The 22,975-nt window shown below is 44.4% G+C and carries 18 protein-coding genes; 15 read left to right on the forward strand and 3 right to left on the reverse strand.

Translation table 11 applies throughout. The features are described 5' to 3' along the window. Position 1: 1 nt before the first annotated feature. The gene (locus tag M301_RS02270; protein WP_013147138.1) at positions 2–889 is read right to left on the reverse strand and encodes a DUF6502 family protein; all 888 of its coding nucleotides are present in this window, start codon (positions 887–889) and stop codon (positions 2–4) included. Positions 890–1,114: 225 nt separating this feature from the next. Between M301_RS02270 and M301_RS02275 the strand changes: the two genes are divergently transcribed. The 13 genes from M301_RS02275 to M301_RS02335 all read left to right on the forward strand — a co-directional run bounded on the left by M301_RS02275 (position 1,115) and on the right by M301_RS02335 (position 18,072). After that, entirely contained in the window at positions 1,115–3,805 is a 2,691-nt protein-coding gene (locus tag M301_RS02275; protein ID WP_013147139.1) for a hypothetical protein, read from the forward strand. A gap of 153 nt (positions 3,806–3,958) precedes the next feature. Beyond that, on the forward strand, positions 3,959–6,226 hold the full coding sequence (locus tag M301_RS02280) for a tetratricopeptide repeat protein (protein ID WP_013147140.1): 2,268 nt from the start codon (positions 3,959–3,961) through the stop codon (positions 6,224–6,226). Then, entirely contained in the window at positions 6,226–6,840 is a 615-nt protein-coding gene (gene ccmA, locus M301_RS02285) for a cytochrome c biogenesis heme-transporting ATPase CcmA (protein ID WP_013147141.1), read from the forward strand. Before M301_RS02280 ends, ccmA begins: the two co-directional genes overlap by 1 nt. After that, a complete protein-coding gene (ccmB, locus tag M301_RS02290; RefSeq protein ID WP_013147142.1) occupies positions 6,840–7,508 on the forward strand; it encodes a heme exporter protein CcmB in 669 nt (222 codons plus the stop codon). The genes ccmA and ccmB overlap by 1 nt, the downstream gene beginning before the upstream one ends. Before the next feature lie 107 nt (positions 7,509–7,615). Next, the gene (gene ccmC / locus M301_RS02295; protein WP_013147143.1) at positions 7,616–8,365 is read left to right on the forward strand and encodes a heme ABC transporter permease CcmC; all 750 of its coding nucleotides are present in this window, start codon (positions 7,616–7,618) and stop codon (positions 8,363–8,365) included. Next, a complete protein-coding gene (ccmD, locus tag M301_RS02300; RefSeq protein WP_013147144.1) occupies positions 8,365–8,529 on the forward strand; it encodes a heme exporter protein CcmD in 165 nt (54 codons plus the stop codon). Before ccmC ends, ccmD begins: the two co-directional genes overlap by 1 nt. A gap of 7 nt (positions 8,530–8,536) precedes the next feature. Beyond that, positions 8,537–8,989 carry a cytochrome c maturation protein CcmE gene (gene ccmE, locus M301_RS02305; protein WP_041359655.1) on the forward strand — a complete coding sequence of 151 codons (453 nt, stop codon included), beginning with the start codon at positions 8,537–8,539 and terminating at the stop codon, positions 8,987–8,989. 153 nt (positions 8,990–9,142) lie between these two features. Further along, positions 9,143–11,125: a heme lyase CcmF/NrfE family subunit gene (locus tag M301_RS02310; protein WP_013147146.1), complete on the forward strand. Its 1,983-nt coding sequence runs from the start codon at positions 9,143–9,145 to the stop codon at positions 11,123–11,125. Continuing rightward, complete coding sequence (locus tag M301_RS02315) at positions 11,122–11,649, forward strand: DsbE family thiol:disulfide interchange protein (RefSeq protein ID WP_013147147.1); 528 nt, start codon at positions 11,122–11,124, stop codon at positions 11,647–11,649. The genes M301_RS02310 and M301_RS02315 overlap by 4 nt, the downstream gene beginning before the upstream one ends. After that, positions 11,649–12,110 (forward strand): cytochrome c-type biogenesis protein, encoded by a 462-nt coding sequence (locus tag M301_RS02320; protein WP_013147148.1) that lies wholly within the window; start codon positions 11,649–11,651, stop codon positions 12,108–12,110. Before M301_RS02315 ends, M301_RS02320 begins: the two co-directional genes overlap by 1 nt. A gap of 55 nt (positions 12,111–12,165) precedes the next feature. Further along, positions 12,166–13,440 (forward strand): c-type cytochrome biogenesis protein CcmI, encoded by a 1,275-nt coding sequence (gene ccmI / locus M301_RS02325; RefSeq protein WP_013147149.1) that lies wholly within the window; start codon positions 12,166–12,168, stop codon positions 13,438–13,440. 89 nt (positions 13,441–13,529) lie between these two features. Next, a complete protein-coding gene (gene pepN / locus M301_RS02330; protein WP_041359660.1) occupies positions 13,530–16,136 on the forward strand; it encodes an aminopeptidase N in 2,607 nt (868 codons plus the stop codon). Positions 16,137–16,380: 244 nt separating this feature from the next. After that, positions 16,381–18,072 (forward strand): cation:proton antiporter domain-containing protein, encoded by a 1,692-nt coding sequence (locus tag M301_RS02335; RefSeq protein WP_013147151.1) that lies wholly within the window; start codon positions 16,381–16,383, stop codon positions 18,070–18,072. 33 nt (positions 18,073–18,105) lie between these two features. On the opposite strand, the gene M301_RS02340 is transcribed toward M301_RS02335, so the two are convergent. Together M301_RS02340 and M301_RS02345 are read right to left on the reverse strand one after the other, a co-directional pair. Further along, positions 18,106–19,479 carry a sensor histidine kinase gene (locus M301_RS02340; RefSeq protein ID WP_013147152.1) on the reverse strand — a complete coding sequence of 458 codons (1,374 nt, stop codon included), beginning with the start codon at positions 19,477–19,479 and terminating at the stop codon, positions 18,106–18,108. Further along, the gene (locus M301_RS02345; protein ID WP_013147153.1) at positions 19,463–20,146 is read right to left on the reverse strand and encodes a response regulator transcription factor; all 684 of its coding nucleotides are present in this window, start codon (positions 20,144–20,146) and stop codon (positions 19,463–19,465) included. The genes M301_RS02340 and M301_RS02345 overlap by 17 nt, the downstream gene beginning before the upstream one ends. 342 nt (positions 20,147–20,488) lie before the next feature. Between M301_RS02345 and M301_RS02350 the strand changes: the two genes are divergently transcribed. Beyond that, positions 20,489–21,754 carry a TolC family protein gene (locus M301_RS02350; protein WP_190274930.1) on the forward strand — a complete coding sequence of 422 codons (1,266 nt, stop codon included), beginning with the start codon at positions 20,489–20,491 and terminating at the stop codon, positions 21,752–21,754. A 19-nt stretch (positions 21,755–21,773) separates the two neighbouring features. Continuing rightward, positions 21,774–22,973, forward strand: a complete 1,200-nt coding sequence (locus M301_RS02355) for an efflux RND transporter periplasmic adaptor subunit (RefSeq protein ID WP_013147155.1) — start codon at positions 21,774–21,776, stop codon at positions 22,971–22,973. Positions 22,974–22,975: the final 2 nt, after the last annotated feature.

Raw genomic sequence — 22,975 nt, forward strand, 5'->3', positions numbered from 1 at the left:
TTCAGTCAATTCGAACTTTTTTTCTGCGGTAGAACGCATGTGGCAATTTGGCCCCCAAACCTTCTGCTACATGGTAAAAATACAATGCATAAGTAAAGCGTTGGTTTGCATTGGCATTGTTTTGGGATTCAGTCTGCAATTCAATAGCACGCGCGTTGACGGCCTTTAACGCAGTCATCCCATGATGTTCCGCAAGTACCTTTAATTCATTAATAGCTTCTAATGTCAGACTGTCGTAATAGACACAACGTTCTAACATAGGAGGAGTTAAGTTCATTAAATTATGCGCCGTTGCAGCGGCATGGTCATGTATATTTTGTTGGAAGAAGAATAATTTTTCTTCAAAACCTTCGCTTGGCACAAATGCTTCGTTATTCAAACATACGCAATCATTCTCATCTAAATAAGCAACACCAATTCTTAGCCACTCATCAAGCACAGGTCTAGCGCGAATGTCTTTGCTAACTCGGGCAACAAGGCGATCAAAAGAAACGTTACCACCTACACTTGCTAAACGCGCTAAAGGCTTAGGCTTGCCTTCTGCATCAACAAAATCGGCGTCACTAATCCACAAACCCACTAATTGAGAGCCTAAAGTCACAAGTGATGTAGTTTGTGTGTTTTCAGGTTGGTCGCGTAATCGATGCACATCCTTACGATGCAAGCCCGTTAGCAGGCTGATTCGACTATCAGTTTGTTCACGTTGTGATAATTTGAACTCTTCTTCAGCCACCTGTACGAATACTACTTTTAATGTTTCTAGCAGCATTTGATAGTTAATGCCTTGCGTCAGCGCTAGACGGACGAGCGGTTTCATCACCCGCTGTAAAGCAGTGAGTACTTTTTCCTTTATAGGATTATCCGAAGAGATTTCAGCGTTCTTTATCATGAGTTAAATTATACAAATAATTGAAAAAATATGTGGGATTTTTTTACACAAAACGGTTGACGTGTGAATTTGTCACACGTATTATTGGCCTTCGTGTGAAAATTTCACACAAAAGTTATATTTTTAGACTGTTTAGTCGGTCAGTTGAATTTAAAGTTCAAAGATTTTTTTAAGGCTATACCTGGTGTGTGTGATGCCCGCCAACAACTCCTCGGGGAGAATTAAATGTTACCAAAGACATCAGTAAATAAAACAGATTCCATCCAATCCAGCCGTGTATTCGCTATGCTGAACTGGACTGCTTTGTTATTGGCAACATTATTAATTATTTTATCATTCTCAACAGGCGACGCTTCAGCTGCAAGTCAAAGAGGTCGCTCAGCGGCGAATTTTAATCACAGTAAAACGGGTTTCCTTTTAAGTGGTGCTCACTTAAGAGTTAACTGCGAAAGCTGTCATACAAACGGCATTTTCAAGGGAACGCCTAAGCAATGTGAGAGTTGTCATGTACAAAGTGGCCGCGCTTCAGCATCAGCTAAGCCTAGTCAGCACATACCTACAAATAAAAGTTGTGAAACTTGCCATAAATCTACAAATTGGCCAACGGTGAGTTTTGTGCACGATAGTGCAACTGACGGCACATGTTCTACCTGTCATAATAATACGAATGAGCGTGGCAAACCGGCTCAACATCCGTCAACAACCGCTACTTGCGATACTTGTCACAAGAGCACTAATGCTTGGTTACCAGCATTAGGTCATGATCATACTGGTGTCGTCGCGGGAACTTGTGCGACTTGTCATGGCAAAACAGCTACAGGTATGAAAGCTGGGCACATTAGCACCAGCCAGTCATGTGATGCTTGTCACAAAACAACGGGCTGGACCCCTGCGAAAATGAATCACACAGGTATCACTAGTGGTTGCGCAAGCTGCCATGATGGCAATAAGGCGCTTGGCAAATCCAGTAATCACATCAAAACATCGGCATCTTGCGAAACTTGCCACAGTTCAACCACCAGTTTTAAAGGTGGAAAAATGGATCACACCGGCATCACCACCGGCTGTGCGACCTGCCATACCACAGGCGGCGCCGGCTTAGCTAAACCGACTAACCATATTCCGACCACCGCCTCATGTGAAACCTGCCACAAATCGACGACCAGCTTTGCTGGCACCACGATGAACCACACTGGTATTACCACAGGCTGCGCGACCTGCCATAACGGCACCAGCTATGCCGGTGTTAAACCTGTGTCTAAACCCAGCACGCACATTGCCACCACAGCGGCCTGTGAAACCTGTCATAAGAGCACCACCAGCTTCAAAGGTGGCGCCACCATGAACCATACCGGCATCACCACCGGCTGTGCGACCTGCCATACCACAGGCGGCGCCGGCTTAGCTAAACCGACTAACCATATTCCGACCACCGCCTCATGTGAAACCTGCCACAAATCGACGACCAGCTTTGCTGGCACCACGATGAACCACACTGGTATTACCACAGGCTGCGCGACCTGCCATAACGGCACCAGCTATGCCGGTGTTAAACCTGTGTCTAAACCCAGCACGCACATTGCCACTACCGCGGCTTGTGAAACCTGTCATAAATCAACGACATCATTTTTAGGGGCAGCCTTTAACCATACTGGTATTGTGAGTGGTTGTGCAACCTGCCACAACGGTACAACCGCACTAGGTAAGCCAAGTACGCACATCGCCACTACAGCAGCCTGCGAGACCTGTCATAAATCGACGACCTCATTTGCAGGTACAGTGATGAACCACACTGGTATTACTACGGGCTGTGCGACTTGCCATAATGGTACGACTGCGTTAGGCAAACCTGCTAATCATGTGCAGACCACAGCGGGTTGCGAGACTTGCCATAAGTCGACCACGTCATTCTTGGGTGCTACATTCAATCACACTGGCATTACAACGGGTTGTGCAACCTGCCATAACGGTACAACCGCACTAGGTAAGCCAAGTACGCACATCGCCACTACAGCAGCCTGCGAGACCTGTCATAAATCGACGACCTCATTTGCAGGTACAGTGATGAACCACACTGGTATTACTACGGGCTGTGCGACTTGCCATAATGGTACGACTGCGTTAGGCAAACCTGCTAATCATGTGCAGACCACAGCGGGTTGCGAGACTTGCCATAAGTCGACCACGTCATTCTTGGGTGCTACATTCAATCACACTGGCATTACAACGGGTTGTGCAACCTGCCATAACGGTACAACCGCACTAGGTAAGCCAAGTACGCACATCGCCACTACAGCAGCCTGCGAAACCTGTCATAAATCGACGACCAGCTTTGCTGGCACCACCATGAACCATACTGGCATCACCACTGGTTGTGCAACTTGCCATAATGGTACGACTGCGTTAGGCAAACCTGCTAACCATGTGCAGACCACAGCGGGTTGCGAGACTTGCCATAAGTCGACCACATCATTCTTGGGTGCCACATTCAACCATACTGGTATCGTGAGTGGCTGTGCGACTTGCCACAACGGCACGACTGCGTTAGGTAAACCTGCTAACCACGTGCAGACCACTGCTGGTTGCGAGACTTGCCATAAGTCGACTACTACATTTACTGGTGCAGCCTTTAACCATACAGGCATCGCCCCAGGTAGTTGCTCAACTTGCCATAATGGCGCCACTGCTATGGGCGTGATATCTAACCACGTACCTATAATTGGTATTTCTTGTGATACTTGCCACACTGGCACCACTAGCTTTAGTAATCCTAAAAAACCTAATCATTCGTTATTGACCGCAACATGTAGATCTTGTCACGGCGCTAAATATGTTGGCGTTGAGTCAAAATCACATAACTCACCTAAAGACTGTAACTCTTCAGGTTGTCACAACACAAATACATTCAGCAAATAGAGGGTTCATAAGGTGGGCTTTGTGCTCACCTTACGTTTGCTGACGTTGCCGTATAAAAAACTTTATCTTAAAGCTGTAAGTGATTGACTTCTATGAAAAAAATTAATACTATCTGCGTATGTGCAATTAATAGCCTAGGAATGTGGGTTAAATATGAATCTATCTAAAAAGATTTACCTAGTTTTAGCGTTTATTTGTTCACTTGCGCCTTCTTTGGCATATGCAGATAAAATTCTGGATAAAGTTGAAATCGTACAGGCGCAAAACGAGACAGAAATTCATATTGAGTTCTTAACGCAAGTGCGATATTTGAGGCATGCGCCATTAAATACTGAAACTTCACGCATTCAAATCTTCTTAGAATTTCCTCAGCTCACAAAAGAAACGCTATCAAATCAGCGTGAGTTTCGGAACTCACCCAAAACAAATCTTGTGCCTCGTTTTACCGTTAACTATCCTGAGCAAGAGACTAATAGCATAGGCGTGCGATTTAAAAGCCCCGTCAAGTTCGCGGTCACGCCAGATAATAGTGGTCGTGGTATCGTGATTCATGTGCCTAATGACAAGGCCGGAGTCGTTGCAGAGCCAGTTGTGGAGCCGCCAGTAGAGCCTGTGATTGATCATGGTCCTCAAGGTGAAATTCCAGCAAAGCCTGCTGATATGAGTGACAACGATTACGCAGCAAAATTGATGGCTGAGGCGCGCGTCGCAAGAGGATTCGGTGATTACCCTAAAGCAGTGCAGCTACTCAATGCTGTACTTGCTTTACCAAGCAACACTCATTCACAAGACGCCCAAGAGCTAATTGCGAATTCGCGTGAAAAAATGGGTGAAATGACTAAGGCAAAAGCGGAGTATGAAACCTATCTTAAGCTTTATCCTCAAGGAGAGGGAGCTGCACGCGTTCGACAGCGTTTAACAGCATTGGAAGGGTCTGGTAAATTTAGTAGTGCTGATGCAGCTAAAACCAAAAAGCCAATTCGAGATATTCATGAAAACACAGTGTATGGTAGCTGGAATCAGTATTACTATGATGCACACAGCCATAATTACCCAGGTTCTGGCAAAAATACGGGAACGCATGATCAGTCTCAACTGGTAAGCGCGATGGACCTTACTGCGCGATTCCGCCAAAACGAGTGGGATAGCCGAATTGTAATCCGTGATACGCAAACAATGGACTTTCTGCCCAATAAGGCCGATCGCAATAGATTACAAGCTGCTTATGTAGAAGTGCAGAATAAAGAGTCAGACTTTATGACACGTTTAGGTCGGCAGAATGGTAATTCTGGTGGTGTTTTAGGTCGATTTGATGGCGGACTATTTCGCTATGGATTATCGCCGCAATACAAATTGAACTTTGTTGCAGGCACATTAGACGAATATAATATTGACTATAGACGCCACTTTTATGGAATTAATCTGGATATTGGTCCAATAAATGAAAAGTGGAGTGGTAATGCATTTTTCATTGAGCAGCGTGTTGATGACTTAATTGACAGGCGTGGTGTAGGTGGTGAATTGCGTTATTTTGATATGGGAAAATCGTTATACTCAGTGGTAGATTATGATACTTATTTTAATCGCTTAAATACAGCTATGGTGCAAGGTAACTGGCAACCAGCAGAAGGTACCAGTTATAATATCTTAATGGAAAACCGTAAGTCGCCAGTATTGCAGTTGATTAATGCGTTATTTGATCCTGCATTTCAAAATCAGACGTTTTACCCAACAACGCCTACATCACTACGTCAAGCATTGCGAATTGGTAGTACTATAAGCGCCCCCAATACTTTAACTGTGTCAGGATTAAGAGATTATGCAATCAACCAAACATTGGATACCAGCTTGTTTTTAGTAGGCGCAACACGTCAAGTGACGCCTCGCTGGCAATTGGGTGGAGATGTTCAAATGAGTAGGGTAACTGGTAGTGCCAATGCAAGCAAAGGCGCAATAGATCTTGCAAAAAAAGCGGCGGCAGACAATGGTACTTTTTTAAGCGACCTCGATATACAAAATCTTACTAATAGCTTTGCTGGTGGTAATACTTATACTTACCATGTGCAGGCAGTGGGTTTAGATACGCTATTTAAAGATGATACTTCGATTATTGGTCTAAGTTATGTTGATGGTCCAACAAGCCGTGTTCAGTCGGTTGTATTAACTAACGTCATGGTGCCTCGTGATAAATGGCGTTTGGATAGCTCGGTGAAATTGCTCAGAATTGAGTCGGATCCAGCTTCAGTACAATATGTTGTTGGTCCTACCCTCAGAGCAAGCTACCGCCTGCGTGAAAAAGCGACTATAGAAGCAGAGGTGGGTTTGGAAGTGACAAATGAAAATAGTTCAGACAGCTTTAATCCTGGACACACTCGTACATTCCGCGATTTCAGCTTTATCGGCTACCGTTTGGATATTTAATGCTATTAGCGCAAGGGTTGGCATGCTTGCGCGGTGATCGCTTGCTGTTTAAAAATGTAGAGTTTGAGCTTGATACAGGCGGCTTACTCTATGTGCTGGGCGAGAACGGTAGCGGCAAAAGTAGTTTACTGCGTATGCTGTGCGGATTGATGTTGCCAGAAAGCGGAACAGTTTTCTGGGATAAAAAAACCATCAAAGAAGAGGCTGAAAACTATTTGTCCAATCTCACTTATATTGGACATTTGAATGGTCTTAAAGATGATCTTACCGCGCTAGAGAATTTAACAATGAGCGCACGTGCCGCAGGTAATGAAGTGTCAGAAGATAAGGCATTGGCAGCATTAGCTGCTATTGGAATCGAGCGTTGTGCAAATTTGCCAGCACGCGTGCTATCGCAGGGGCAGAAAAGACGCGTGACGCTTGCTAAGCTTTGGTTGGCTGAAGGTAAATTATGGATATTAGATGAACCCTTTGCTGCGTTAGATATTGCGTCAGTCACTGTACTTGCTGCAAAGTTAGGCGAGCATTTATCTAATGGCGGAATGGCGATTCTTACCACTCATCAAGATGTCACGATTCACGCACAGTCGACTCAAACTTTGAGGTTAAGTTGATGAACGGTGCATGGATGACCGTGCTGAAGCGCGATCTTTTATTGGCTTTCCGTAGACGTTCTGATGTTGCGACAACGCTATTTTTCTTCTTGATTGTATCCAGCTTGTTTCCGCTAGGCATTGGTCCGGAGCCTGCGGTGTTAAGTAGCATCGCACCGGGTGTTTTATGGGTGGCGGCATTATTAGCTGGCATGCTATCGCTCACGCGTTTATTTGCTGCAGATTTTACTGATGGTAGTTTAGAGCAAATGTTACTCGCGCCGCAGCCATTAACTTTATTAGTAACGGCTAAGGTGTTAGCGCATTGGCTAGTTTGCGGCTTGCCAGTGGTGGTGTTAGCGCCATTGATTGGTTTGCAGTATACGCTGCCAAACGATTCCTTATTCGTGCTCATTATTTCTTTATTGTTGGGTACGCCAGCATTGAGTTTAATTGGCGCAATTGGCGCTGCGCTTACATTAGGTGTTCGTGGTAGTGGGTTATTGGTGGCATTATTAGTGTTACCTTTATACATTCCAGTATTGATTTTTGGCGCAGGTGCAGTCGCAGCCAGTCAGCATGGTATGAGTGCACAGGCGCATCTTTCATTGCTGGCAGCCTGTTCTTTACTTGCTTTGGTGTTGGCGCCATTGGCTACAGCTGCTGCATTACGTATCTCTGTAGAATAAACCGTAGGTAGAGTAAAATATGCGCCACTGTGAAATTCAGTCGTGAATTACAATTAGATTACCGTGCAATTTGAATGCAATTACAGAGCAATTTGAGCAAATAAATTATGAGCATTAATTGGTTTAAATATTCGTCACCACAAGCTTTTTACCCGCTAGCTGGAAAAATGATTCCATGGTTTGTTTTGCTAGCCACAATTTTCGCTGTCGCTGGTTTGTACATCAGCTTTGCTATTGCCCCCACTGATTTCCAGCAGGGTGAGGCGTATCGCATTATTTTTGTCCATGTGCCCGCTGCTTGGATGTCTATGGTGATTTATATCGCTATGGCAGGCTGGGCGGCGTTAGGGTTAGCGCTTAATGCGCGACTATCTGCCATGATGGCACAAGCTTTAGCGCCTACAGGCGCAATATTTACCTTACTCGCTTTGGTCACAGGTTCACTGTGGGGCAAGCCGATGTGGGGTGCATGGTGGGTGTGGGACGCGCGTTTAACCTCTGAACTTATTTTATTGTTTTTGTATCTTGGCTTCATTGCTTTGCAAGCGTCAATTGATGATCCACGTCGTGCAGATAGAGCAGGAGCCTTGTTAGCACTGGTTGGTGTGGTGAACGTGCCGATTATTTATTTTTCAGTGAAATGGTGGAATACCTTACATCAAGGTTCTAGCATCAATATGGGCGCAGCGCCAAAAATGGCGGCGACTATGTTAATGGGAATGCTGCTCATGGCTTTAGCCTTTTGGATGTATACCGTGGCGGTTGCATTGATGCGCGTGCGCTGCATTATGCTGGAGCGTGAGCGTTCCTCGGATTGGGTTAAAGAGCTGTCAGTGACAACAGGAGGAAAATCATAATGCAATGGGCAAGTTGGTCAGCGTTCTTTAATATGGGAGGCTACGCATTTTATGTGTGGTTTTCTTTCGGTTTAACGGCACTTTGTGTCGTTTGGGAAGTCATATCTCTGCGCAAACGTAGTAAAGCTGCATTACGGTTATCTAAAATTCTGGCACAAGGTTAATATGGCTATAAAAGCACGACATAAACGATTTATTTTGATAGTGATTGGTTTGGCATTGTTGGGTCTAGCTGCAATGCTTATTTTGAATGCTTTCCAAAGCAATATGGTGTTCTTCTACACCCCAACGCAAGTAGATAAAGGCGAAGTGCCACACGGTACAGGCTTCCGTATCGGTGGCTTAGTAGTAAAAGATAGTTTAAAACGTCAAGATGATGGTTTAACCGTTCACTTTGCTATTACAGATACAGCCAAAACGGTACCAGTCGTTTACAAAGGTGTTTTGCCAGATTTGTTTAAAGAGGGCAAAGGCGTGGTAGCGCAAGGTAAGGTAGGTCCAGATGGCATATTTATCGCCAGTGAAGTGCTTGCTAAGCACGATGAAAACTACATGCCGCCAGAAGCTGCAGAAGCGCTGAAACGCGCTCAAGAGCAAGGTAAAACGGTCGTGATGTCTAAGTAATACAGCTTAAAAATACTCGCTTGCTGTATGTAGGTCGGGCCTTTAGCCAGACTTGTCAGCTTAAACGCCGACCTACAAAAAGCAGGTTCATGCAATTATCGAAATACTCAAAATTCAATAAATATATAGATTAAATTCACTAAGGATATTAACGTGATTCCTGAAATTGGCCATTTTTCCCTCATTCTCGCCTTGCTGGTGGCGCTTACGCTTGGTAGCTTGCCTATCATCGGTGCTGCCCGTGGCAATATGGTGTGGATGGGATTAGCTAGACCGCTTGCGCGTGCGCAATTTTTGCTCATTGCATTCGCTTTCATTTGCTTGGCTTATGCTTTTGCAAGCAAAGACTATTCGGTCATGTATGTTGCATCGAATTCAAACTCAAAACTGCCTATACAATTTCGTATTGCAGCGGTGTGGGGCGGTCATGAGGGTTCTTTGTTACTTTGGGCGCTGATATTAAGCGTTTGGACTGTAGCGGTGAGTGCATTCTCCAAACATCTGCCAGATGATATGCGCGCGCGTATCTTGGGTGTTATGGGCTTAATCAGCGTAGGCTTTTTACTGTTCATGCTGATGGTTTCAAACCCATTTGAACGCTTGATTCCAGCGGCCTTAGATGGTCGTGATTTAAACCCACTATTGCAAGATCCTGGCATGATATTCCACCCACCTATGCTTTATATGGGTTATGTTGGTTTTTCAGTTGCCTTTGCTTTTGCGATTGCAGCTTTGATTGGTGGTCAGCTTGATGCCGCTTGGGCGCGTTGGTCACGCCCCTGGACTACTTTGGCATGGGTATTTTTAACCTTGGGTATATTGGGCGGCAGTAACTGGGCGTATTACGAACTTGGCTGGGGTGGTTGGTGGTTTTGGGATGCGGTAGAAAACGCATCATTCATGCCGTGGCTAGTCGGCACTGCGCTTATTCACTCCTTAGCTGTGACAGAAAAACGCGGCAGCTTTAAAGCTTGGACAGTATTGCTTGCTATTTGTGCATTCTCTTTAAGTCTACTCGGAACATTCTTAGTGCGTTCAGGCGTACTGACTTCAGTACACGCTTTTGCTACAGACCCAAGACGCGGCGTATTTATTTTAGCGTTCCTAGTGATTGTCATTGGCGGTTCATTAGCACTATTTGCTTGGCGCGCACCAACGGTTGGTCGTGGCGGTAAGTTCAGTGTGGTTTCACGCGAAAGTTTTCTGCTCGCAAATAATGTATTGTTAGCTGTCGCGGCGATGTCTGTATTACTCGGCACGCTTTATCCGCTGTTTTTGGATGCGTTAAATTACGGCAAAATCTCTGTAGGCCCTCCTTATTTTGATGCAGTATTTGCGCCATTGATGACGCCCGCACTGTTTTTGATGGGTGTCGGTCCAATTGTCAGCTGGAAGAATGCTTCATTACCAGAATTGGCCATGCGCTTACGTTGGGCTTTTGGTGTGAGTATCGCCACAGCCATTATCTTGCCATTATTGCTAGGGAATTTAACGCCGATGATAGGCTTAGGTTTGTTCTTAGCCTTCTGGATTATCGCGACTACAGTGAACATGGTGCGTCATCGTTTACGCGGTGCAGGACAGTCTTTAGTTTCACGCATACAAGCTATCCCACGCGCTTGGTGGGGGATGGTGATTGCGCATTTAGGTATTGCTGTGTTTACTATAGGCGTGACCGTAGTGAAAGGCTTTGAGTCAGAAACTGCTGTGCGTATGCTACCCGGCGATGTTGCACATTTAGCTGGTTTTGATTTCACCTTTATGGGCGTAGATGAAGTTCAAGGGCCGAATTACACCTCAAATAGAGGGCAGATACGCGTCAGCAAAAATGGTGTTGAACGCACAGTACTTAAGACTGAAAAAAGACTGTACACCGTAACTAATATGCCGATGACCGAAGCTGGTATTAGCCCAGCAGTTGTTCATGACTTGTATGCATCACTTGGCGAGCCACTGAGCGATGGTGCTTGGAGTGTACGTATTTACCATAAACCTATGGTGGAGTGGGTATGGGCTGGTTGTGCTTTAATGGCTTTTGGCGGTTTACTTGCTTTATCTGATAAGCGCTATCGCATGAAAAAACGTAATAAGAATTCAAATGGCGCTGAGTCAAGCCAAGAAGAGGTTGCTGCATGAAGCGCGCTTTATTACCCTTAATCATATTTTTGGTGGTTGTAGGATTTCTTTTTAAAGGTCTGTTTTTAGATCCACGCGAAGTGCCTTCTCCATTGGTAGGTAAGCCGGCTCCGCAGTTTAGTTTGCCACGCTTGGATAGCCCTGATACTAAAATTTCGCCTAAAGAAATGTTAGGTAAAGTCTGGTTGTTTAATGCATGGGCGTCATGGTGCCCTGCATGTAAAGATGAACATCCACTTTTAGTCGAGTTATCTAAAACAGGCTTTGTGCCTATTATTGGTTTAGATTACAAAGATACCAACCAAGAAGCTCAGCAATGGCTAGATCAAGCTGGCAACCCTTATGCAGCAAATGCTGTAGATGCTGATGGGCGTGTAGGCATTAACTATGGTGTATATGGCGTACCAGAAACTTATGTCATTGATAAAACAGGCATGATTGCTTACAAGCAAATTGGCCCGATTACGATGGAAGCATTACGTGACAAAATCATCCCTTTAGTTAAAAAGTTGCAGGCTCAATAATGCTGAAAAAACTAATATCTTTATTGGCAGTTGGTCTTTTAATCTGCTCATTGAGCATCGGTGCACAAGAAGCACGTCCGATGCAAGACAACGCTGCAGTTGAAGTGCAAGTGCAACGCTTGGCTAGCCAACTGCGATGTTTAGTTTGTCAGAATCAAACATTAGCGGATTCGCACGCCGAGCTTGCGCAAGATTTAGTGCAAGAGATTCGTGAGATGGCTGCCAAGGGAATGACAGACAAAGAAATTATTGACTACTTGGTAGCGCGCTACGGCGATTTTGTTCGGTATCGCCCGCCACTTAAAGCGAGCACTGTTCTGTTATGGCTAGGTCCATTTGCATTGTTACTGGCAGGTGGTTTTGGTTTGTTCATACAGATACGCAGACGCCAAGCAATGGTTGTAGATGCGCCACTGACTGAAGAAGAGGTACGTAAAGTCAGAGAGCTTTTGAATAAGTAAGCTGTTGTGAGTAAGTAAACTGCCGAATCAGTGAATGATTAAATAAGGAAGCACCATGTTGTTATTTTGGGTAATCGTAATTGTAATGATCGTAGCCACGCTGGCACTAATTTTGCCCGCTTTATTAAAGCCAAACCAAGCTGCAACTACTGATGCGGGTGCCGAAAAACGTGCAATTTTCCGTCAGCAATTTGATGAAATAGAGCAAGATAAAATCAATGGCATATTAGACGCTACACAATATGACCTAGCAAAAAGTGAACTTGAAAGACGAATGCTTGATGAGATTGGTCACATGAGTGAACATACTTCAAGCGCTAAGCCTGATCGTCGCTTGGCTGCGGTATTGTTGGTGTTGCTACCGCTAGCGGCAGTGGTTATTTATAATAAAATCGGTAGCCCAATCTCAGTCACAATCCCGACAGTGGCGCCAAATATTCAGCCTGAGGCAGCCACGGAACAAACGACTCTTGAGCATAAAGCAATGGCAGGTGATATTGAACCGCTACTTAATGCTTTGAAAACTAAACTTGAAAAAGATCCTGGTGATGGCAGTGGCTGGGCGTTACTAGCAAGATCATACGTAGAGTTAAGACGTCATGCTGAGGCGGTTCCTGCTTATGAAAAAGCAGTAAAAGCGAATCCGAATGATCCACAGTTGTTGGCTGATTATGCCGATGCGTTAGCGGTGGTGAATGGTCACGATTTAACTGGTAAACCAGAAGAGCTTGCAAATCAAGCACTAAAACTTGATCCACACCACACAAAAGCATTGTTACTAGCCGCTACAGCAGCCTTTAATCGCAAAGATTACAAACTAGCCATCGCGCATTGGGAAACCTTGCAGCAAGACTTGCCAGCCGATTCGGATATTTTGCCTGAGGTGAAAGCTTCCCTACATGAAGTCTATACATTGGCGGGAGTGAAGCCTCCGGCACCATCAGCAAAAGCTACAGCTCAGCCATCAGCGCTAGAGCAAAAAGTAGCAGAGGGAGTGAGTGGCACAGTCAATGTTGCTGCGAACTTAGCGAGTAAAGTAGATCCTGCCGCTACAGTATTCGTATTCGCACGTGCTACGCAAGGCTCGCCTATGCCGCTTGCCATTGAACGCATCACGGTAAAAGATTTGCCTTACACTTATCATTTAGATGACAGTAAAGGCTTAATGCCAGCGAACAAACTTTCACAAGCTGCTGAAGTGGTCATTGTGGCGCGTATCTCTAAAACTGGTGATGCTAAAGCGCAAGCGGGTGACTTACAAGGTATGTCAGCAGCCGTTAAACCTAATGGCGGCAAAGTTGATGTTGAAATCAATGAGCAGCTAAAGTAAGTTACTGCGCATTTGGTGCAGGCGGCAGGCTGTTGCGCATTGGCCAATTTAATAATGATTAAGAAAAATAACTAGCAAAAATGATGACGATGCCAATAGAAAAAAACCTGACACCTAAGACTATCTATTTAAAAGACTATCAGCCTGCGCCTTATAAAGCAGCGCATGTGAACCTCAGCTTTATATTGTTTGAAGATAAAACAGTTGTGAAGTCTGAGGTGCAGTATTTTAAAAATCCTGAGAGCACTTCAAATGACTTAATCTTAAATGGTGAAGGTCAGACCATTATCTCTGTTGAACTTGATAACAAGCCGTTTGATGGCTACACCATTACGGATGATGCACTGACCATCAACAATGCAGGCGAAAAGTTTACGCTAACCATTACCTCAGAGATAGACCCAGCATCCAACACCTTGCTTGAGGGTTTGTATAAATCTCAAGACACTTATTGCACGCAATGTGAAGCTGAAGGCTTTCGCCGTATCACTTACTTTCAAGATCGTCCAGATGTCTTAAGCATTTTCACCGTGCGTGTCGAAGGTGAAAAAAGCAAATATCCAGTACTACTTTCTAACGGTAATCTAGTCGATTCAGGCGAGTGTGATGATGGACGCCATTTTACCGTCTGGCATGATCCATTCCCCAAACCTTGCTATCTTTTTGCATTAGTCGCTGGCGATCTCGTACGTGTTGCAGACACATTCAAAACAATGTCTGGACGCAATGTTGACCTACATATCTACGTGCGATCAGGCGACGAGAAACAATGTGGCCATGCCATGCAATCGCTCATTAAAGCGATGAAATGGGATGAAGAGAAATATGGTCGCGAATATGAATTGGATTTATTTAATATCGTAGCTGTGAGTGATTTCAACATGGGCGCCATGGAAAATACCTCGCTGAATGTTTTTAATACTTCACTAGTCCTCGCCCATCAAGATACCGCCACTGACAATGACTTTATGAGTGTTGAAAGCGTGATTGGGCATGAGTATTTTCATAACTGGACGGGCAACCGCGTGACTTGCCGAGACTGGTTCCAACTATCGCTCAAAGAAGGTTTTACCGTTTTTAGAGATCAAGAGTTTAGTGCCGATATGAACTCTCAAGCCGTGCAGCGGATTGATGATGTTAACTCATTACGCCGCCTGCAATTTTCAGAAGATGCGGGTCCACTGGCACACGCAGTACAGCCCGATCAATTTATCGAGATTAGCAATTTCTACACAAAAACCGTGTATGAAAAAGGCGCAGAAATCATTCGCATGCAGCATACCTTGCTCGGTGACGAAACGTTTCGTAAAGCCACAGATTTGTATTTTGATAGATATGATGGGCATGCCGTCACCTGCGATGATTTTGTACAGTGCATGGCAGACGCATCAGGCCGCGACATGTCGCAATTCTTCTTGTGGTACAAGCAAGCTGGTACGCCAACTTTAAAGGTGAGTAGTCAATATGATGCGGCACTAAGCACATACACCCTCACGCTTCAGCAGTCTCAGTCTGCAACACCTGGGCAGCTAGATAAAAAGCCACTGCATATACCAGTGGCGGTGGGCTTGCTTGATGCAACGGGTAAGCAAACGCATGATACGCAAGTACTTGAGGTGACTGAGCGTGAACAAAGCTTCACTTTCAACAACGTGAATACGCCGCCAGTGCCATCAATCTTGCGCGGCTTTTCTGCACCGGTAAAATTAATCACAGACCTGAGTGATGACGATCTGCGTTTATTACAGCTTAAAGATACTGACGGTTTCAACCGCTGGGAAGCTGGCCAGACACTTGCACTACGTAATATCGAACGTGTGATGGCTGATAGCGAAGCCAATATCGCTCAATTTGTAGATGATTTTGGCGCAATGGTTGAACAGGGGCTTGCCAATAAAGGCGATAAAGCACTGCTTGCACGCGCGCTCACGCTGCCTGCCATCGCCGTGATTGCGCAAACGCAGCGTGTGATTGACCCTGCAGCCATAGATAATGCCCGCACGCACATTCTTAAAACAATTAAACAGACACATAAAGCAGCCTTACAGCGTTTGTATCAGGACAACAGCAATACTGGCGAGTTTTCACTATCGCCAGAGGCGATGGGACGCAGAGCGCTACAAAATACCGTACTTGAACTGTTAATTGTCACCAATGGCACTGGATGTGCCGCCTTTGCAAAGGCGCATTATGACGCGGCTGATAACATGACTGATCTTGTTGCGGCCGTATCTTGCCTGTCTGACAGCACGCAAGCTCAAAGAGAAGAAGTTTTAGCTGATTTTTATCGTCGATTTAAAGGCTATCCGCTCGTTGTTGATAAATGGTTCTCTCTGCAAGCAATTGCAAACAGAGACGCCATATTTGATGACTTTGCAAAGCTACTTAAACACCCAGACTTTAATATTAAAAATCCTAATCGCGTACGTTCGCTTTACTCAGCATTTTCAATCAACAACCCAGTGAAATTCCATGACCCTAGCGGTCAAGGCTATGCCATTTTGAGAGATGTAATTATTGAGTTGAATGAAATCAACCCACAAATTGCATCACGCCAAGTGACGCCGTTCCGTGAATGGAAACGCTACACACCAGCCCTGCAAGCGCATATGAAAGCTGCCCTGCAAACGATTATGGACACACCCAATCTATCAAATGATGTGTTCGAGATTGTAAGTAAAAGCTTAAATGGCTAAGTTCATCGTACTGAAAACGCGCTAGCGTCATCAGTATTGTGAGATGCCTCTCACAATGCCAAAGCCACCTCAAGGAGGATGTGCAAACAATCTGTTAAGTTTGATATTTAGTCGAAAGTAATATGATTTTGACATTTAATATTGCATCAATTACTCGAATGAAATTGATGCAATATTAAAGTGCCATTAGCCATCTGAAAGTGACTAAAGACTGGTATGCTTAGCCATAAAAAAAGGTGAACATATGGATCATGACTTAACACTTATTACAACCATCGCTTCAGGTTTTGGGCTCGCACTTATTTTTGGCTTTATCGCTGAGCGCTGCAAGCTCCCCGCACTTGTTGGTTACTTATTCGCAGGTATTCTGATTGGCCCCGCAACGCCAGGTTTTGTTGCAGATGTCAGCATCGCATCTCAATTATCTGAAATTGGCGTCATGCTGCTTATGTTCGGCGTAGGCTTGCACTTTTCCATTAACGATTTGATGTCTGTAAAGCGCATCGCCTTACCCGGCGCGATCATACAAATGACAATCTCAACTGTGCTTGGCATGCTGCTCGCGAATTGGTGGGGTTGGACATTTGGCGAAGGCTTAATCTTTGGTTTGGCACTTTCGTGTGCCAGTACTGTGGTGTTATTAAAAGCACTTGAGTCCAGAGGCATACTTGAGAGTATGAATGGCAAAATTGCGGTAGGCTGGCTGGTGGTTGAAGACCTTGTCACCGTGTTAGTGCTGGTGTTAATGCCGCCACTTGCAGCCATTTTAGGCGGCGTAACGACTGAAGCTACTTCTACGCCATTATGGCAGACCATTAGCTTTACGCTTTTGCAAGTGACAGGTTTTATTGTCTTGATGCTAGTCGTTGGTAAACGACTGCTGCCGTGGATTTTATGGCATGTTGCAAAAACAGGCTCAAGAGAGCTCTTCACTTTATCTGTAATTTCAGCCGCAATCGGCATCGCCTATGGCGCAGCAATATTGTTTAGCGTGTCGTTCGCGCTCGGTGCTTTTTTTGCAGGCATGGTGATGCGCGAATCTGAGTTCAGCCATAGAGCGGCAGAAGAATCATTGCCACTAAGGGATGCCTTTGCGGTGCTGTTTTTTGTGTCAGTTGGCATGCTGTTTGAGCCTTCGATATTATTGTCAAAACCATTGAGCGTATTGGCGGTTGTAGCCATCATTGTTTTTGGTAAATCGATTGCTGCCATGGTGATCACTTTGGCACTTCGTTACCCGCTCAATACAGCACTCACTGTAGCTGCAAGTCTGGCGCAAATTGGTGAGTTCTCGTTTATTCTTGCTGGCTTGGGGGTTTCATTAGGCATTCTGCCAGCTGAAGGCATGAGCCTAATTTTGGCTGGTGCTTTAATTTCAATCGCCATCAATCCACTTATATTCTCAATCATTAAACCGTTTAAAAAATGGGTACTTGGCTTCTCTGAGATTGCGCGCCAATATGAGCAACGTGTAGATCAATTCTCTGAACTGCCTATGAGTACAGAGCGTAAATACTTGGAAGGTCAAGTCGTGCTGGTGGGTTATGGGCGCGTTGGAAAAAGAATTGCCAAAGCTTTAACTGATAGCAATATTCCTTATGTTGTGGCTGAAGAAAATAGAGAGATTGTTGAAAGTCTGCGTAAAAAAGGTGTTCCTGCCGTATCGGGAAATGCTTCTGAACCCGCTGTGTTAATTCAAGCGCATATTGCAAACGCATCCATGCTGGTGATTGCAACACCTGATACGATTAATATCAGAAAAATGGCCGAAACCGCAAAAACATTGCGTCCTGAAATTAAAATTGTTGTAAGAACGCATAGTGAGGATGAATCAAATTTATTAACTACAGAGAATATCGGCCAAGTATTTTATGGCGAAGAAGAGCTCGCCAATGGAATGAGCAAGTTCATTGTTGAGCAATACATCCCACAATAGTTTAGTTTTCTGTTATAAAATATCATGACTATCTCAGCCTGCACTAGGCGAGTCAATTCGGAATGATATACGCACCAGTAGTCCCTTGCCTTTGGTAGGTGTTGTTAATATGAGCTTTGCTCCGTGAATTTGTGTTATGTCATTCACAATTGCCAAGCCTAGTCCGCTACCGAAGCCTTTAGCTTGGCTACCGCGAGAAAAGCGTTTTAGCACCTTTTGCCGCTCTTCAAAATCTATTCCTGGGCCATCATCCTCTACTTCAAGAATAGCTGATTGCTCTAGAACATAGGTTTTTACAGTAATTTGAGTACTTTTACCCGCATGTTCAATCGAGTTATGGATAAGATTCGACAATAACTCTTGAAGTAAAGTTGATTGCCCATATACGGGAGCTGTAAGTAATTGAAACCCTAAATCAATGCCAGCTGAGAACGCTAGGCTAGACCACTCATTTGCAGCTTCAGCACCAATATCCTTGAGGTTGATATGTTTAAACTCCGTTGAATTTTGGCTATTGGGATCTGCACGGGCAATCGCCAATAATTGGTTTGCTAACTTCGCAGCACGGCTTGCTGAGCGATTGAGGCGCTCTAGTGTGGTATTCAGCGATTTTGGATGAGGTTCCAGCAATGCTAGCTCCGATTCTGTTTGAAGCGCCGTGAGCGGAGTGCGAAGCTGGTGAGCTGCATCGGCGAGAAATGCCTTCTGTGCATTACTTGCGTCACTAAGTTGTTTGAACAGATGATTGAGTGTTGTAATGAGTGGCTGTAATTCAGATGGTGCATGCGGTAAGCTTATAGCTTGCAGGTCAGAAAAACTTCGATCGGCAAGTTGAGCACGGAGGTCCTGCATAGGTTTTAAGCCATGTTTTACTGCAATCAGAACCACTGCTGTTGTAGTCAAACCCAATACCAGAATCGACAGTAGGGTGGTAATAAGTGCTTGAGTCTGTGCCTTGTCCCTTTTACGCAGAGTTTCTGCAACCCGCACTTGACAGGGGTTTTGGCCACAAGCTACCCCATACATCACCATACGCAGTGCATGACCGTTGATTTCACGATCGATAAAGCGCAACTCGCCCGCAGCAATTTTATCTTCAGGGGTGTTAAGTGCAGGATCTCCCGCGATTACCTTGCCATCAGGGGATGCAACCAGAAAAAATTCAGTATCAATTTGATCTGTGCGGAGCAGATGTACCGCTTCATCTGTCATTTTGAAATGAATGCTTTTCCCATCTACTTTTAAGAAGCTTGAAACTGCAATGGCATAATCACCGAGTTGATGATCAAACTCTTGCTTCGCCGGTCTGAGTGATAACCAATATTGGAATGTTGCAGCCACAGGAGCAATAACTAGCATTGGTACTATAAGCCAGATAAGCAACTGCTGTTTAAGGCTGGACTCCATTGACGGACTCCTCTATAAGATAGCCAAATCCTCGTATTGTTCGAATTGAAATCCCCGCAGGAGTAAGTTTTGTTCTTAGCCGTGAAATGTAGACTTCAATTGCATTACTTGATGGTGCCTCATCCCAGTCAGAAATTGCTTCCAAAATCTGCTCCTTACTTACTACTTTGCCCAAATTGTTCAATATGTACACAAGCACAGCCCATTCTCGAGGTAATAGTTCGAGCGATTTATCCGATAAATAGGCACGCTTGGCTGTCAAGTCTATACGCAAAATTCCGAATATAATTTCGTTATGTTGGCGGGTATGGAAGCGTCGCGTAATTGCTTGAATGCGAGCAACTAACTCTTTCAAGGCAAATGGTTTTACCAAATAATCATCAGCACCAAGTTGAAATCCATATACTCGATCATCAATAGTATCTCGAGCTGTTAACATCAAAACTGGCAGTGAGTTATTTTGGGAACGCAAACTGTGCAAAATTTCGAAGCCGTCCATACCAGGCAAACCTACATCTAGAATGATTGCATCATAGGAAACAAGGCCTATCATATTTATAACAGAGTCACCGTTTCTTACCCAATCAACAAACCACTGCTGAGAACGTAGCGCTCTTGCGGTACTTTCGCCTAAGTGAGTGTCATCTTCCACCAATAATATGCGCATTGTAAGTTCGCCGTTGAATTTCTTATTTTAAGTATAACTCAGTGATTCCAGCCTTGTTAGCTGTACTTTGATGACTTCCAGTGGAAATTTTTGTAATGAAAGCTTGCTGAAAGGTTCTGTACATGTTCTTGCAAGGTTGCATCTGTAGAATCCGGCAATCTTGTTATAAACAATACAACGGAACCACAAGTTCCTTAAAAGCAAATCCATATGACCAAGTGCATTAACATCTGCCTATCTAAAACTTTAAAAAAAATACGTCCATTACGGCTCAAAGAAGAACGTAATTGCGAATACGTAAATTTTTATAGGTTTCAGTTTAAGCGTTTAGTTACTTTTCTGATGAGCTGCTGCATCATTTTTTCAACTTTTTCCTACGCATCCGAACATTGCCAAACAGAAGCCCCACCAGCGGTTCTTACTAAGGATATTGCGCTGAATCGCTTATTGCAGTGCAACCTTGAAATTATTGATAGCCGCCGCTTCATTATTGCTAATGAAGCTAACCTGACTCAAGCAGGCGAAACTCAGAATCCAAATTTAAGTATTGGCGTTGGTAATATAAACCCTAAGCTTGGCATTGGTGCTGGTTCATATTTTGATAAAACAATTGATACTTCAGTCCGCTATGAACAATTAATCGAAAGAGGAAATAAACGTAACTTAAGAGTTAAATCGGCACAAGGCATCGTCTCAGCTTCCAAGCAAGATGTACTTGAAACAGAACGTCAGCAAAGCATTGTTCTATTGTCGGCAATGGTAGATGTAGCCGCTAGTAATGAGCGGATTAATTTATTGTCACAAATGGTCGATTTGTATAAGGAAACACTCCGTGCCAATAGCATTCGCCTAGAAAATGGAGACTTGTCACCTCTCGATGCAGAGCGCCAAAGAATTGATGCTCATCGGGCACAGATAGATTTACATCAGGCGCAGTCTGACGCAAAAGTAGCACAACTCACGCTAGTAACTCTTTTGGACTGGGGGCATCAGACAGATGCCTTGACAGTTGATTCTGCAATCTTGGATGTCGAGCCTATTGAGGCGCAGCAATTTGATCTAGCTAGCCGCACTGATGTGAAAGCGGCTAAATTGCGTATTGAGGCGGCTAGTCAGCAGCTTGAATTGGCTAGAGCACAACTGAAGTCTGACATTACTGCTGGTGTGCAATATGACCATTGGCCTACAAGTGGGAACAATGCAACTGGCACTGGTGACACTATTAGCTTTACGCTTGGTTTCCCACTGACAGTCAACAATCATTATGAAGGTGAAATTGCAATAGCTACCAGTAATTATGATGCAGCAAAAGAAGCGTTAGTGCATATAGAAGCAAATGCAAAATCGGAGTGGCAACGCATGAATGCTGATATGGGCAATGCGCAGGAAAACTTGCAACTCCTGCAGAAAGAACTGCTACCACATGCTGAAGATGTTGCTCGCACTGTTGAGTTAGGTTACGCGAAAGGCGCTTTAGGTTTATTGGATTTACTTGAAGCAAGACGCATTTTGCGCCAAACACGCTTGGACACCTTAAGTGCGCGAGCTAGCTTGGCGCGCTCCATTTTTACTCGCAATCAATCCATATCTGCAAATAATATTAACTAATGAATAACTTGAAGTGATCATGATGATTTCTAATGTACTTACACGAAGCTACTTAATGCATGCATTGATGGCGGTTACTCTTTTATCTCAATTGACGGCGTGTCAAAAACCTGTAAAAGCAGATATTCCTTCAGTTGATGAGCCAACCATTTCTGAAAATGCCGTTCACTTTTCAGCAAACTCTCGTTTGAAACAGAGTGTAATCACAGCACCTGTCATTTCCTCTCAAGATAATATAGTCAGCTTTCCAGCCCGTATTGCTTGGGACGAGGATCATACTGCCCGGGTTTCACCGCCTATCAATGGGCGTTTAGTGGATGTTTTAGTGCAGGTTGGTTCACCAGTTAAAGAGCATCAAGCCTTGGCGCATTTAAGTTCACCAGATCTGGGTAGCGCACAAGCAGATGTAGCTCGAGCAAAGTCGGAGCTAGCCCAAGCTGAGAGAAATCACGCAAGGAATAAAGATTTGGCAGATGCGGGCATTATCGCGGGCAAGGATTTTGAGCAATCACAAACTGACTTATTAAACAGCAAAGCAGAAGCTGCTCGAGCAGAAATAAGACTTCGGTCATTAGGTGCTACCGATTCAGTTGATCAAAAATTCACCATTAGAAGCCCTATTGCCGGAATGATGGTCGCACGCAACACGAATCCTGGAATGGAGCTGAGGTCAGATCAAGTTATTTCACCTTTATTTGTCGTAAGTGATCCAACTTATCTGTGGTGCTGGATAGATGCACCTGAGCAAGCAATCAGCTCAATACATAAAGACATGCAAGTCATACTTCACTCTAGTGCATGGCCAAACAAAACATTTAATGCACAAATAGATTTCATTGAAGATATGTTAGATCCAGCAAGTCATACGTTGAAAGTACGTGCAAAACTACGTAATTTAGACCTTAAATTAAAGGGAGAAATGTACGTCACTGCTCAGCTCAGTAACACGACTAACAATACACTGGATATACCTGCAAAAGCAGTATTCTTGAAAGAGTCTACAAAAATGGTATTTGTTAAAACTTCAGAAGGCATTTATACCCGTAAGGTCATCGTACCCGTCGCTAGTAATGATGATTGGGTGACAATTTCAAGCGGTTTAAATAAAGGTGACGAGGTGGTTTTAGATGGCGCACTCTTTCTTGAAAAACTCATTGAGGAAAACAAATCCCAAGTAGCACAAAATATTGATGTGCCAAAACCAATGCCGGTTAACTAGGA

Origin of the sequence: Methylotenera versatilis 301 (assembly GCF_000093025.1) — a bacterium.
Classification (GTDB): domain Bacteria; phylum Pseudomonadota; class Gammaproteobacteria; order Burkholderiales; family Methylophilaceae; genus Methylotenera; species Methylotenera versatilis.

Coding starts and splice junctions, on each gene's coding strand:
- M301_RS02270 (WP_013147138.1), bottom strand. CDS start 889: ATGATAAAGAACGCTGAAATCTCTTCGGATAATCCTATAAAGGAAAAA.
- M301_RS02275 (WP_013147139.1), top strand. CDS start 1,115: ATGTTACCAAAGACATCAGTAAATAAAACAGATTCCATCCAATCCAGC.
- M301_RS02280 (WP_013147140.1), top strand. CDS start 3,959: ATGAATCTATCTAAAAAGATTTACCTAGTTTTAGCGTTTATTTGTTCA.
- ccmA (WP_013147141.1), top strand. CDS start 6,226: ATGCTATTAGCGCAAGGGTTGGCATGCTTGCGCGGTGATCGCTTGCTG.
- ccmB (WP_013147142.1), top strand. CDS start 6,840: ATGAACGGTGCATGGATGACCGTGCTGAAGCGCGATCTTTTATTGGCT.
- ccmC (WP_013147143.1), top strand. CDS start 7,616: ATGAGCATTAATTGGTTTAAATATTCGTCACCACAAGCTTTTTACCCG.
- ccmD (WP_013147144.1), top strand. CDS start 8,365: ATGCAATGGGCAAGTTGGTCAGCGTTCTTTAATATGGGAGGCTACGCA.
- M301_RS02315 (WP_013147147.1), top strand. CDS start 11,122: ATGAAGCGCGCTTTATTACCCTTAATCATATTTTTGGTGGTTGTAGGA.
- M301_RS02320 (WP_013147148.1), top strand. CDS start 11,649: ATGCTGAAAAAACTAATATCTTTATTGGCAGTTGGTCTTTTAATCTGC.
- ccmI (WP_013147149.1), top strand. CDS start 12,166: ATGTTGTTATTTTGGGTAATCGTAATTGTAATGATCGTAGCCACGCTG.
- pepN (WP_041359660.1), top strand. CDS start 13,530: ATGCCAATAGAAAAAAACCTGACACCTAAGACTATCTATTTAAAAGAC.
- M301_RS02335 (WP_013147151.1), top strand. CDS start 16,381: ATGGATCATGACTTAACACTTATTACAACCATCGCTTCAGGTTTTGGG.
- M301_RS02340 (WP_013147152.1), bottom strand. CDS start 19,479: ATGGAGTCCAGCCTTAAACAGCAGTTGCTTATCTGGCTTATAGTACCA.
- M301_RS02345 (WP_013147153.1), bottom strand. CDS start 20,146: ATGCGCATATTATTGGTGGAAGATGACACTCACTTAGGCGAAAGTACC.
- M301_RS02350 (WP_190274930.1), top strand. CDS start 20,489: ATGAGCTGCTGCATCATTTTTTCAACTTTTTCCTACGCATCCGAACAT.
- M301_RS02355 (WP_013147155.1), top strand. CDS start 21,774: ATGATGATTTCTAATGTACTTACACGAAGCTACTTAATGCATGCATTG.